Source organism: Micromonospora aurantiaca ATCC 27029 (assembly GCF_000145235.1).
GTDB lineage: Bacteria > Actinomycetota > Actinomycetes > Mycobacteriales > Micromonosporaceae > Micromonospora > Micromonospora aurantiaca.
In genome coordinates this window covers 6,916,043-6,928,272 of sequence record NC_014391.1, presented here as the reverse complement: position 1 = coordinate 6,928,272, position 12,230 = coordinate 6,916,043, and the positions used below count along the sequence as shown (strand labels likewise).

General features: G+C 72.2%; 13 protein-coding genes. 1 reads left to right on the top strand and 12 read right to left on the bottom strand.

What is annotated here, in order from left to right; translation table 11 throughout:
* Positions 1–55 precede the first annotated feature (55 nt).
* The 4 genes from MICAU_RS30980 to MICAU_RS30965 all read right to left on the bottom strand — a co-directional run bounded on the left by MICAU_RS30980 (position 56) and on the right by MICAU_RS30965 (position 3,947).
* Positions 56–1,033: an NAD-dependent epimerase/dehydratase family protein gene (locus tag MICAU_RS30980; RefSeq protein ID WP_013289299.1), complete on the bottom strand. Its 978-nt coding sequence runs from the start codon at positions 1,031–1,033 to the stop codon at positions 56–58.
* Positions 1,034–1,100: 67 nt separating this feature from the next.
* A complete protein-coding gene (locus MICAU_RS30975) occupies positions 1,101–2,774 on the bottom strand; it encodes a solute symporter family protein (RefSeq protein ID WP_013289298.1) in 1,674 nt (557 codons plus the stop codon).
* On the bottom strand, positions 2,752–3,120 hold the full coding sequence (locus MICAU_RS30970) for a DUF485 domain-containing protein (RefSeq protein WP_013289297.1): 369 nt from the start codon (positions 3,118–3,120) through the stop codon (positions 2,752–2,754). The genes MICAU_RS30975 and MICAU_RS30970 overlap by 23 nt, the downstream gene beginning before the upstream one ends.
* A 239-nt stretch (positions 3,121–3,359) precedes the next feature.
* On the bottom strand, positions 3,360–3,947 hold the full coding sequence (locus MICAU_RS30965; protein WP_338105220.1) for a flavin reductase family protein: 588 nt from the start codon (positions 3,945–3,947) through the stop codon (positions 3,360–3,362).
* Between MICAU_RS30965 and MICAU_RS30960 the strand changes: the two genes are divergently transcribed.
* Complete coding sequence (locus tag MICAU_RS30960) at positions 3,946–4,203, top strand: hypothetical protein (RefSeq protein ID WP_013289295.1); 258 nt, start codon at positions 3,946–3,948, stop codon at positions 4,201–4,203. The genes MICAU_RS30965 and MICAU_RS30960 overlap by 2 nt on opposite strands.
* 21 nt (positions 4,204–4,224) lie before the next feature.
* On the opposite strand, the gene MICAU_RS30955 is transcribed toward MICAU_RS30960, so the two are convergent.
* The 8 genes from MICAU_RS30955 to MICAU_RS30920 all read right to left on the bottom strand — a co-directional run bounded on the left by MICAU_RS30955 (position 4,225) and on the right by MICAU_RS30920 (position 12,208).
* The gene (locus tag MICAU_RS30955) at positions 4,225–4,716 is read right to left on the bottom strand and encodes an SRPBCC family protein (protein WP_013289294.1); all 492 of its coding nucleotides are present in this window, start codon (positions 4,714–4,716) and stop codon (positions 4,225–4,227) included.
* On the bottom strand, positions 4,716–6,410 hold the full coding sequence (locus tag MICAU_RS30950; RefSeq protein WP_013289293.1) for a hypothetical protein: 1,695 nt from the start codon (positions 6,408–6,410) through the stop codon (positions 4,716–4,718). The genes MICAU_RS30955 and MICAU_RS30950 overlap by 1 nt, the downstream gene beginning before the upstream one ends.
* Positions 6,395–7,159 (bottom strand): ABC transporter ATP-binding protein, encoded by a 765-nt coding sequence (locus tag MICAU_RS30945; RefSeq protein WP_013289292.1) that lies wholly within the window; start codon positions 7,157–7,159, stop codon positions 6,395–6,397. Before MICAU_RS30945 ends, MICAU_RS30950 begins: the two co-directional genes overlap by 16 nt.
* A 78-nt stretch (positions 7,160–7,237) precedes the next feature.
* Positions 7,238–8,878, bottom strand: coding sequence for a sodium/solute symporter (locus tag MICAU_RS30940; protein ID WP_013289291.1), 1,641 nt, complete (start codon positions 8,876–8,878; stop codon positions 7,238–7,240).
* The gene (locus tag MICAU_RS30935; RefSeq protein WP_174361831.1) at positions 8,878–9,228 is read right to left on the bottom strand and encodes a hypothetical protein; all 351 of its coding nucleotides are present in this window, start codon (positions 9,226–9,228) and stop codon (positions 8,878–8,880) included. Before MICAU_RS30935 ends, MICAU_RS30940 begins: the two co-directional genes overlap by 1 nt.
* A 262-nt stretch (positions 9,229–9,490) precedes the next feature.
* Positions 9,491–10,153 (bottom strand): DUF5701 family protein, encoded by a 663-nt coding sequence (locus MICAU_RS30930; protein WP_030272666.1) that lies wholly within the window; start codon positions 10,151–10,153, stop codon positions 9,491–9,493.
* A 67-nt stretch (positions 10,154–10,220) separates the two neighbouring features.
* On the bottom strand, positions 10,221–10,988 hold the full coding sequence (locus MICAU_RS30925; protein WP_013289288.1) for a LytR/AlgR family response regulator transcription factor: 768 nt from the start codon (positions 10,986–10,988) through the stop codon (positions 10,221–10,223).
* Positions 10,985–12,208 (bottom strand): histidine kinase, encoded by a 1,224-nt coding sequence (locus tag MICAU_RS30920; protein WP_013289287.1) that lies wholly within the window; start codon positions 12,206–12,208, stop codon positions 10,985–10,987. The genes MICAU_RS30925 and MICAU_RS30920 overlap by 4 nt, the downstream gene beginning before the upstream one ends.
* Between the last annotated feature and the right edge of the window lie 22 nt (positions 12,209–12,230).

Here is a 12,230-nt window from a genome sequence, read left to right as displayed (position 1 = left end):
CCCGGCCACCGACGCCCTCGTACGCGCCCCGATGTCAGCCGCGTCCCCGGCGGGTTCAGTACCCGAGACGCCCGCGGAAGTACTCGATCGTGCGTCGGAGGCCGTCTTCGGGCGTGACGCTCGGCTCGTATCCGAGCAGTTCGCGGGCGAGGGTCAGGTCCGGGCGGCGCATCTCCGGGTCGTCGGAGGCGCGAGTGATGTAGCTCACCTCGGACGTGCTTCCGGTGAGTGACACGATCGTCTCGGCCAGTTGCCGCATCGACATCTCGTGCTCGGTGCCGCAGTTGATCGGCCCGGTCTCGGTCGAGTCGAGCAGCAGCAGGATGCCGCGCACCAGGTCGTCGACGTAACAGATCGAACGGGTCTGGTTGCCGGTGCCGTGCACAGTGATCGGCTCGCCGCGCAGCGCCTGGGAGATGAACGTCGGGATGGCCCGGCCGTCGTCCGGGCGCATCCGCGGGCCGTACGTGTTGAAGATCCGCACGATCGCGGTGTCGGTGCCCCGGCTCCGGTGGTAGGCCATGGTGGCCGCCTCGGAGAAGCGCTTCGCCTCGTCGTAGACGCTCCGGATGCCGATCGGGTTGACGTTGCCCCAGTACGTCTCCCGCTGCGGGTGCTCCTTCGGGTCGCCGTACGCCTCGGAGGTGGAGGCCATCAGGAACCGCGCGCCGTCGTCGGTGGCCCGCTCCAGCAGAGCCAGCGTGGCCACCGAGCCGACCCGGAGGATCTCCACCGGCAGCTTCTCGAAGTCGGTGGGGCTGGCCGGGGACGCCATGTGCAGGATCGCGTCGAACCGCTCGGCCATCGCCGGGTGCTGCGGCAGGCCGTCGGAGATGTCCGCCTCGACGAGCGTGAAGGTCGGCTTGTCCAGCAGGTGGGCCACGTTGTCCTTGGACCCGGTGACGAAGTTGTCCAGCACCACGACGGTGCAGCCGCGCTCGACGAGCCGGTCGACCAGGTGGGACGGTACGAAACCGGCGCCGCCGGTGACGAGGATGCGGTGTCCGGTACCGAAGCGGGGAGCGACCTTCATGGCGGTCAGCCTATACACGCGAGGCGGGGCCCCCGCGTAAGGCAGGGGCCCCGCTCGACCGTGGTGATCAGTGCGCGCCGGCTCCGGTGAGCGAGCGCACCTCCAGCTCCGCGTACTTCTCCTCGTCGCTCTCCTTGGACAGGATCGTGCCGAGCCAGCCGCACAGGAAGCCGAACGGGATCGAGATGATGCCCGGGTTCGACAGCGGGAACCACTGCCAGTCGTGGTCGGGGAACATCGCCGTCGGCGCGCCGGAGACGACCGGCGAGAAGAAGACGAGCACCACGGCGGCGAGCAGGCCGCCGTAGATGGCCCAGACCGCGCCCGAGGTGTTGAACCGCTTCCAGAACAGGCTGTAGAGGATCGCCGGCAGGTTGCCCGACGCGGCGACCGCGAACGCCAGCGCGACCAGGAACGCCACGTTCAGGTTCTGCGCGTAGATCGACAGGACGATCGAGACCGCGCCGATCACCAGCGCGGAGATGCGGGCGACGGTCACCTCCTGCCGTTCCGACGCCTGCCCGTTCTTCACCACGTTGGCGTAGAAGTCGTGCGCCAGGCTGGACGACGACGCCAGGGTGAGCCCGGCGACCACCGCGAGGATCGTGGCGAACGCGACCGCTGCGATGATCGCCAGCAGTGTCGCGCCGCCCAGGTCCCCGCCGAGGAACTGCTCCCCCAGCTTCTCGGCGAGCTGTGGCGCCGCGGTGTTGCCCGCCTTGTCCTGTGCGGTGATCTCCGACCCGCCGACGATCGCCGCCGCGCCGAAGCCGAGCGCCAGGGTGAGCAGGTAGAACGTGCCGATGATGCCGATCGCCCAGAGCACGCTCTTCCGTGCCGCCCGCGCGGTCGGCACGGTGTAGAAGCGGATCAGGATGTGCGGCAGGCCGGCCGTGCCGAGGACCAGCGCGATGCCCAGCGAGAGCAGGTCCATCTTGCTGTAGAACGTCTTCAGCGCGTCGCCGGGTGTCTCCACGCCGTAGCGCAACCCGGGTTCGAGGAACGCCGCTCCCTTGCCCGAGGCGCTGGCCGCGTCGCCGAGCAGCGAGGACAGGTTGAACTTGTACTTGGCGAGCACCAGCAGCGTCATCGCCAGCGCGCCGCCCATCAGCAGGAACGCCTTGACGATCTGGACGTACGTGGTGCCCTTCATGCCGCCGACGGTCACGTAGATGATCATCAGGGCGCCGACCATGATGATGGTGGCGGCCTTGGCGGTGTCGGCGTCCATGCCGAGGAACGTGGTGCCCGGCTTGATGCCGAGCAGCAGGGCGACGAGCGCGCCGGCGCCGACCATCTGGGCCAGCAGGTAGAAGATCGACACCGTGATGGTGGAGACCGCCGCGGCGGTCCGGACCGGCCGCTGCCGCATCCGGAACGCCAGGACGTCCGCCATCGTGTACCGGCCGGAGTTGCGCAGCAGCTCGGCCACGAGCAGCAGCGCCACCAGCCAGGCGACCAGGAAGCCGATCGAGTAGAGGAAGCCGTCGTAGCCGTAGAGCGCGATGATTCCGGCGATGCCCAGGAAGGACGCCGCCGACATGTAGTCGCCGCCGATCGCCATGCCGTTCTGGAAGCCGGAGAACGACCGGCCGCCGGCGTAGAAGTCGGTGGCGGTCTTGGTCTGCCGGCTGGCCCAGACGGTGATCGCCAGCGTGATCGCCACGAAGACCAGGAACAGCGTGATGGTGAGGTTCCGGGCGGTGGTGCTGCCCGCCTCAGCCGCGAGGACCGTGTTCATGGGTCACCTCCCCCATCTCGTCGCGGATCCGGTCGGCGACCGGGTCGATCCGGCGGCTGGCGAACCGCGAGTAGAACCAGGCGATGAGGAACGTGGAGACGAACTGGAGCAGGCCGAAGACCAGGGCGACGTTGATGTTGCCGATCAGCTTCGTGCCCATGAATCCCCGCGCGTACGCGGAGAGGATGACGTAGAGCGCGTACCACAGGAAGAACGCGACGGTCATCGGGAAGACGAAGCCGCGCAGCGTGCGCCGCAACCCGGCGAACTCGTCCGACCGCTGGACGGCGAGGTACCGTTCCGCCGCCGACTCGGCGGGTGCGGACGCGGGTGTGTCCGTGGACATCTGTGGATCACCACCTTCGCAAGGCGTGGGGGAGTTTCGCGCACGGTAGAGAGCGCGCTCCCGGCCCGGGAAGGCTCCGCCGCCGGGCGGCGAACGGCTGCGCCGAACGGCACCCCCACTGCGCCCAGTGACCCACGTCACTCCGCTAACCGGTCACCCCCACCCGGTCGGTCATGAGGTTGACGGCGACAAATCGGACGCGGAACCCGGCCAACCTCATGATCGACGGAGGAGAGGGGTCAGCCGGGGAGGTCGTGGTAGCGGCCCCGGTAGTGCAGCAACGGGGGTGTGGCCCGGGGCAGGTCCACCGACTCGATAGTGGCCTCGACCAGCAGGCCCCAGCCGTACTCGCGGGCGGTGTCCAGGCGGCAGCCCGCCCACCCGCCGGCGTCGGCGGGCACCGGGCCGTACGGCGTCTCGGTCCAGGCGTCGAGCGCGAACAGGCCGCCGGGCGACGGGAACAGCCCGGCGAAGCGGTCGGCGAGCTGCCGGTGCTGCGGACCCAGCGGGGCCACCGCGAACCGTCCCGCCTCCTCGATCGCCGCCCACAGGTCCGACTCCGGGTCGACCAGGCCGAGCAGCCGGTCCGGTTCGCCCTCGGCCACCAGCGTGGATGAGACGGTCAGCCCGGCCGGACCGGGCGCGGTCCAGAGCGTCACCGGGGCGGCCAGCCGCCCGCGCAGCCGGCGTACCGGCGAGCGTTGCGCGGCCGGCGCCGCGAACGGATCGGTGGAGTGGATCTGCGCGCCCGGCTCTGGATTCACGTGAAACATTGTGCCGCCCGCCACCGGGCGAGGCTCGACGGAACGCCCTACCCTGCCGGGCATGGCTCTCGTCCCACCGCAGAAGCTCGCCCAGGACCGGATGGTCAGCGCCGACGCCGTTCTCGGTGGTCAGGTCGATCTCCGTGCCTACCCGTACCGGCACCTGATGGTCATCGCCCGGCACAAGTGGGGCAGCAGCGGGTTCCCGCCGCTCATGGCGGCGGTCGAGCACCTGTCGAACTACGGCTGGGACCTGGTGAACGTGCTCAGCGTCGGCGACGGCCACCACGTCTACGCGGCGATGCGCCGCACCGCCTGACGGCAGCCCGAGACGCGCGGATCAGTCGTCGCCGAGCAACCGGCGGGCGGCGGCCAGCACCTCCGGGTCGGCGCAGCCAGCCGCGTACCCGGCGATCCGGCGCCGGATGTCGCGCCCGAGCAACCACTCCCCGATCCGCTCGGCGACTGGGCGCAGGAACGCGGGCCGGCAGCGGAAGTTGTACCGCCACGTCGCGATCGTGGTGCCGGGATCCGGGCCGGGCGCGAAGCGCCAGCCGCCGCCGAACCGCTCGAAGAACCACGGTCCGCGCACCATCTTCATGCCGACGTTCGTCGGCGGTGACCAGGACACGTACTCGCTGACCATCACCAGGCCGTGCCGGGAGCGGGTGTACGTGCGCACGCCCCGGCCGGGCCGCGTCGCGCCGTTGACGAAGTGCTGCTCGCGGACGAACGGATCCCAGCGGTACCGCACCGGGGCGGTGGTCTGGGAGACGGCGAACGCCAGCTCCGGAGGGACCGGGACGGTGACGACCGCTTCGACGACAGGCATCAGCGCCTCGGGGTGACATTCGCCAGCAGCTCCGGCTGCCGGTGATCGAGTGTGTCCCCGGCCATGTACGCGCCGAGCAGTGCCGCGCCCCCGCCGTACGCCAGGCCGACCGGCAGTGCCAGCCAGAGCCACACGTCGCCGAGCAGCGCGGCGGCCACCACGAACGGCACCGCCACCACCGCGGAGCCGACCATGGAGACCAGGGTGAGCAGGCCCTTTGTGAATCCCGCGCCGCTGTTCAGGGCGAACGGGTTGCTCGACTCGGGCAGCGAGTACGCGCCGAGCACTGAGACGAACGCGTTGATCGCGAGACCGCAGCCGTACGCGGCGAACAACGCGCCACCCATCACGCCGAGCCATTCGGGCCGGCCGAGGACGACGGCCAGCGCGACCGCGATCACGAGGAGCATCGGCACCACGTAGATCGAGAACGCGGCCATCCGGGCCCGCAGCTCCACCCGCCCCGGCACACCGGCGACCACGTTCGCCGCGAACGAGCTGCCGTCGAAGCCGAACTGGTTGGCGAGCGTCAACGACGCGAGCGCCCCCACGAAGACCATGGTGAGGCTGACCATCGCCGGTGAGGAATCGGCTGTCGCCTGGTCGAACGCGGCGCCGCCCTCGGACAGGAACGCGGGGCCGCCCAGGTTGACCATCAGCGGCACGAACACGCCGACCACTGCGACGGTGATCAGGTTGGCCCGGCGGCGGGCGTCCCGCCACCAGTAGCGGCACTCCCGGGCGACGATCGCGCCGAACCGGTCCCGCCGGGCCCAGCCCACCGCGCGGGGGAAGAGCTGCGCGACCGCGCCGCCGGCAACAGCGCGCGGCGTCCGCGCGGGGCCGCTGCTCGCGGTGCCCACCATCGCCGACTCCAGCGACCGCGACCACCAGAACAGGAGTACGCCGAGCGTCGCGACCGCGATCAGCAGCTTCACCACCGCCGCACCGGCCCGCCCCTGGGCCACGTCCACGCCGGCGGTCCACGGTGCGCCGAACGGCGTCCAGCCGACCACCCGGGCCACACCGTCCAGCCGGTCCCAGTCGGTCTGCCGTACCGCCGCGAGCACCAGCAACTGCAACGGCCCGAGCAGCGCGGCCAGCACCGCGAGCAGCACGGCGGCCAGGTCGCGTACCCGGCGGGAGCGCAGCATCGTCGCGAACGCACTGGTCAGCGCGCGGGCACCGGCCAGGCAGACGAGCAGCCCGACGACCACGCCGAGCGCGCCGACCAGGGCGGCCGCCCATCCACCGAGCGCGCCGGCGGTGACCACCAGCCCGGCCGCCGTGATCGCCGTCGCCAGGGCCGGCACGCTGACCAGGGCGGCGGCGAGCAGACCGGTGACCAGGGTGCGGCGGGACAGCGGCAGCAGCGCGAACCGGGCCGGGTCGAGTGTCTCGTCCACGCCGAAGAAGACGAGCGGCAGGAGCAGCCAGCCGAGCGTCAGAACGCCACCGCCGAAGGCGGCGATCATCAGCGCGTACCGGGACTCGCCGGCCAGCCCCGGCGCGGCGAGCAGGAAGAACCCGACGGCGGCGAACCAGAGCCCGAACAGCAGGCCGAGGACGAACAGCGCGACCCGCCAGGTCTGACCCCGGAAGTTGTTGCCGAGCACCCGCAGCTTGAGCCGGACGAAGTGCCAGGGCGACACGCGCCGGGCCGGACGCTCGGGGACGGTCACCGGGACAGCCACGACAGCTCCTCGCCGGTCGCGGTCCGGCCGCCGACCACCTCCACGAAGACGTCCTCCAGCGACCGGTCGCCGCGCACCTCGGCCAGCGTGCCCACCCGCTTGATCCGGCCCTCGGCCAGGATCGCCACGTGGGAGCAGAGCCGCTCGACCACCTCCATCACGTGGCTGGAGAAGATCACCGTTCCGCCGCCGCCGACGTACCGGTGCAGGATGTCGCGGATCAGCGCCGCCGAGACCGGGTCGACGGCCTCGAACGGCTCGTCCAGTACCAGCAGGCGCGGACCGTGCAGCAGCGCGCAGGCCAGCCCGATCTTCTTCTTCATGCCCGCCGAGTAGTCGACCACCAGCGTGCGGCCGGCGTCGGAGAGCGCCAGCACGTCGAGCAGCTCCGCCGCCCGCTGGTCGACCACCGCCGGGTCCATGCCGCGCAGCAGACCGTGGTACGCCAGCAGCTCCGCCCCGCTCAGCCGGTCGAAGAGGCGTACGCCGTCGGGCATCACACCGAGCAGGCTCTTGGCTCGGACCGGGTCGGCCCAGACGTCGTACCCGAGCACCCTCGCCTCACCGGCGTCGGGCCGCAGCAGGCCGACGGCCATGGAGAGGGTGGTGGTCTTGCCCGCTCCGTTCGGGCCGAGCAGGCCGTAGAACGAGCCGGTCGGCACGGCGAGGTCGACGCCCGCCACCGCGACCTTGGTGTCGAAGCGCTTGGCCAGACCACGAAGGGAGAGCGCGGGGTGCTGATCGGTCATGGTCCGACCGTATCGGGCTCCGGCCAGCGGCTGCTCGGGCGGCAGGATGATCTTCTGCTCCTACCTGGGGAGTAGCGCCTACAGGCGCAGCGACTCCGGGGTGTGCAGGCGGAGCATGGTGGCGCCGACGTCGCGGGGAAGCCGACGCCGGCTCGCCATCGACACCACCACCATGACGGTGAACGCCAGCGGCACCGTCCACGCGGCCGGCTGGGTGGTGAGCGTCGCCGGCCACCCGGTCAGCGGCGGGCCGAGCACGGTGAGCAGCACCGCACCGACGGCCGCGCCGCCGCCGACCAGCACACCGGCGGCGGCGCCCAGGTCGGTCAGGCCGCGCCACCAGATGCCGAGCACCAGCAGCGGGCAGAAGCTCGACGCGGCCACCGCGAACGCCAGCCCCACCACCTGTGACACGTCCAGCCCGGAGACGTTCAGCGAGAGCACCGCCGGCACCCCGCCGGCGATCACCGTGGCGAGCCGGAAGCCGCGTACCGAGCCGCGCCCCAGCACGTCCGTGGAGATCACCCCGGCCACGCTGGTGAGCAGGCCGGACGAGGTGGACAGGAACGCAGCGAACGCGCCGGCCGCGACGAGCGCGGCGAGCAGCCGGCCGGTGGTGCCGTCGCCGAGCGCGGCACCGGGCAGCAGCACCACCACCGCGTCGGTCTGGCCGCTCACCAGCAGTTGCGGGGTGTAGATGCGGCCCAGCACGCCGTACACGGTGGGTAGCAGGTAGAAGACGCCGACGAGCGCCAGCACCACGAGCGTGGTGCGGCGGGCGGCGGCGCCGTCGGGGTTGGTGTAGAAGCGGACCAGCACGTGCGGCAGGCCCATGGTGCCGAGGAACGTGGCCAGGATCAGCGAGTACGTGGCGAACAGCCCTCGGTCGTCCTCGCCGGCGGTGTCCGGCAGCAGCCATTCGGTGGCGCCGGTCGCCGCGCCGGACACCTCCGGCACCGGGTCACCGGCGGCGAACTCCAGGCGGTCGCCGGGGCGTACCTCCCGGATGTCGCCGTCGGGCAGGGTGAGCGTCGCGCGGTGCTCGACCACGACTGTGGTCGCGGTCCGGAACGTCGGTCCGTCGGGCGGGGTCACCGCCGGGCGGGCGTCGGCCTGCCACTGCAACGCCAGGAAGATGGCGGGTACGGCGAGTGCGGTGAGCTTGAGCCAGTACTGGAACGCCTGCACGAAGGTGATCGCCCGCATGCCGCCCAGCGCCACGTTCGCGGTCACCACCACGGCGACGAGCAGCGCGCCGAGCGGGTACGGCGAGCCGGTGAGCGTGGCGAGCGTCAGCCCGGCGCCCTGCAACTGCGGCACCAGGTACAGCCAGCCGATGAAGATCACGAAGACGGTGGCGAGCGTCCGCAGCCGGCGGGAACCGAGCCGCACCTCGCAGAAGTCGGGCAGCGTGAACGCGCCGGAGCGGCGCAGCGGCGCGGCCACGAACAGCAGCAGCGCCAGGTATCCGGCGGCGAAGCCGACCGGGTACCAGAGCACGTCCACGCCGTACTTGAGGATCAGCCCGGCGACGCCGAGGAAGCTCGCCGCCGACAGGTACTCCCCGCCGATCGCGGCGGCGTTCCAGGTCGGGCTGACCGACCGGGACGCGACCAGGAAGTCCGAGGTGGTGCGGGCCAGCCGCAGCCCGTAGAAGCCGATGCCGACGGTGACCAGGGTGACGGCGACGATCGCCGGGACCACGTAGCCGTTGGACATCAGTGTTCCGGCCGTCGGATCAGGTCGACGAAGTCCTGCTCGTTGCGTTCGGCCAGGCGCACGTACGCCCAGCCGACGACGATCAGGAACGGGAAGGACACGACGCCGAGCAGCAGCCACGGCAGGTTGACCCCGAGCACCGTGACCCGGCCGACAGTGGGCGCGATGGCGAACAGCCAGGGCAGGCCGCCGAGCCCGACCAGCACCAGCAGGCTGAGCCGCAGCGCGAGGGAGAGCTGGGCGCGCATCAGCCCCTGCACGAGCGTCTCGCCGACAGGGGTCTGCTGGGTCAGCTCGGAACGGGTGCGGTCGGCCGGGTCGCCGGTCCGGGAGACCTCGGCCAGCACGATCCGGGTCCGCTTCGGCGCGGCGGCCGGCGCCGGCCCGCTGCCCGGCTCGCGGAGCGGTGTGGACGCGCGCGGGCCGGGAACCGGGGCGGCCTCGGCGGGCCGCCCCGAAGGATGCTGTTCCGCGGCTCCGGTCACCCCCGGCAGTCTCGCCCGCTCAGCGGGAATGTCAAGAGCACGGTTCCGAGCCCTGTGCACAACCTGTGGATAACGCTTCACGGTTGTGGATAACCCGGTGGATGGCGTGGAGTCGTTGTGGACAGCGTCAGCTCAGCCCCACCCGTACCGGGTTCGCGGTCGCCGAGCCGAGCCAGGTGTGCGGGTTGCCGAACCAGCACCACCCGAGCTTCGGCGCGCCCTGGCTGATCCACAGCGCCGGCACCCGCCGGTCGCCGCAGCGCGACCCCACGAGCGAGAAGCACCTGTTGCTCGCCAGCGCCTGCGGGTGCAACGTGACGAACGCCAGCCCTTCGTCGATCGTGATCGGCAGCCGGTCCTTCGCGGTCATGTCCTCGAGCGCGGCCGACGGCGGCACGTTGCGGTACTCCTCGCCCCGGTCCACGTCGAAGAGCAGGTACGCGGGACCGGACGGCACCTCCAGCTCCTTGATCGGGTGGAAGGTGGGCAGGTCGTCGGCGGGGAAGTTGCGGTCGAGGACGCCGGCCTTGCGCTTGCCGGCCAGCGTGGTGAGCGCGATGCGTTCCGGCACCGGCACCAGCTCCCGCGTGGTCACCAGCAGGAACGGCACCCGTGCGTCGGTGGGCCCGGCCAGTCCGGCGGCACCGGTGACCGCCGCGTCGCGCAGCGGGGTGAGCAGCGCCCGGAACTCATTCTCGGTCTGCCCGGCCAGCGCCGGGTAGCCGAGCTGCACGAGGCGGTCGAGCTGGCGGTCGAATTCGGTAGCGGCGTCGAAGCGGTCGTCGGACATGCGGTCCCCCACCCTGTCGTACGGTCTGCCGTACATTGTACGTCAGCGCTCCCGACGCCCCCGTCCCTCAGCGGCTCCAGTCCTGTTTCGCGGCGCGTACCAGCTTGTCCTTCAGCTCCCGGGTGTGCCGGCGGCTCACCGGCAGCTCGGATCCGTCGATCACCACCACGTAGCCGGAGTTGACCAGCCGCAGCTCGGCGATGAGCCGCAGCTGCACCAGATACGACCGGTGGATCCGGACGAACCCGGCATCGGCCCAGCGCTCGGCCAGCGTCGCCAGCGACACCCGGACCAGGTGCGACCCCTCCGCCGTGTGCAGCCGCGCGTAGTCGCCCTGCGCCTCCACCCACCGCACCGCCGAGCGGGGCAGCATCCGCGTGGTGCCGGCCAGCTCGATCGGGATGGTCGGATCCTCCTCCGCCCGGGCCAGCGCGGCCGGATGCGACGGCACCACCCGGGAGCCGATCACCCGGCGCAGCGACTCGGCCAGCCGCTCGGCGCGTACCGGCTTGCGCACGTAGTCGGTGGCGCCCAGGTCGAACGCGTCCACCGCGCCGTCGTCGTACGCGGTGACGAACACGATCGCCGGCGGCCGCGCGAACCGGCGCAGCACCCGGGCCAGCTCCATGCCGTCCAGCCCCGGCATCCGGATGTCGAGGAACACCACGTCCACGTCGTCGTCGCGCAGCACGCGCAGCGCCTCGGTCGCGTCCCCGGCCGTGTGCAGCCGGGCCACCCGGGGGTCGGCGCGCAGGTGGTACGCCAGCTCGTCGAGCGCGGGCGGCTCGTCGTCCACCGCCAGCACCCGGAGGAAACCGGTGCCGGTGACGGTCACGACGACGCCCGGACGCCGGGGTGGAACTTCGGCACACGCATGCTGACCTTCGTACCCGAACCCAGGCCGGTCTCCACCACCAGGCCGAAGCCGTCCCCGAAGACCGACCGGAGCCGTTCGTCGACGTTCGAGAGGCCGACGTGCTGCCCCGGGTCGTCGGCCGGGTCGCCGGCCGCGCCCGACACCTCGGCGATGCCGGCGGTAAGCGTCGTCGGATCCATCCCCACCCCGTCGTCCTCCACCGTGATGTGACACTCCGCGCCCGCGTCCCGGGCCTCGATGCTCACCATGCCGGTGCCCGGCTTGCGGGACAACCCGTGCCGGACCGCGTTCTCCACGAGCGGCTGGAGGCAGAGGAACGGCAGCGTCACCGGCAGCACCTCCGGCGCGATCTGGAGGCGCACCTGGAGCCGCTCGCCGAAACGCGCCCGCTCGATGGTCAGGTAGCGGTCGATCGAACGCAGCTCCTCGGCCAGCGTGGTGAACTCGCCGTGCGCCCGGAACGAGTAGCGGGTGAACTCGGCGAACTCCAGGATCAGCTCCCGCGCCCGCTCCGGGTCGGTGCGCACGAACGAGCCGATCGCGGTGAGCGCGTTGTAGATGAAGTGCGGGCTGATCTGAGCGCGCAGCGCGCGTACCTCGGCCCGCGCCAGCCGCTCCCGCGACGACTCCAGCTCGGCCAGCGCGAGCTGGTCACCCGCCCAGTGCGCGGTCTCCAGCGTCGCCTGCACCAGACCCGGGGCCGGGCGCTCGTCGGCCACCGCCACCAGCGCCCCGACCACCCGCCCGTCCGCGCGCAGCGGCGCGACCACCGCGCCGCGTACCGGGCAGTCGACCAGGTCGCAACGCAGCTCCGACTCGCCCAGCACTGTGGAGCGCCCGCTGTCGGCCGCCCGCCGGGCCGCCGCGACCAGCTGGTCGCCGTGGTGCGCGCCCTGCCCGTCGACCGCGAGCAACGCGTCGCGGTCCGTCAGCGCCAGCCCGGCCGCGCCCACGAGTGCCCGCAGATGGCGTACGGCCTTCGCCGCGTCCGCCGCGGTCAGGCCGGCGCGCAGCGGCTCGGCGGCGAGCCCCGCGGTGTGCAGCACCTCGTACGTGGCCCGCTGCGTGGCGGTGGCGATGCCCCGCCGGCCGCGCAGCCGCAGCACCGCCCAGAGCGCCGCGGCCAGCGCGGTGACCAGCGAGACGACGGCGAAGACGGCGGAGAGGTTGCCACCCACGCAGCGATCCTGCCGGGTGCCG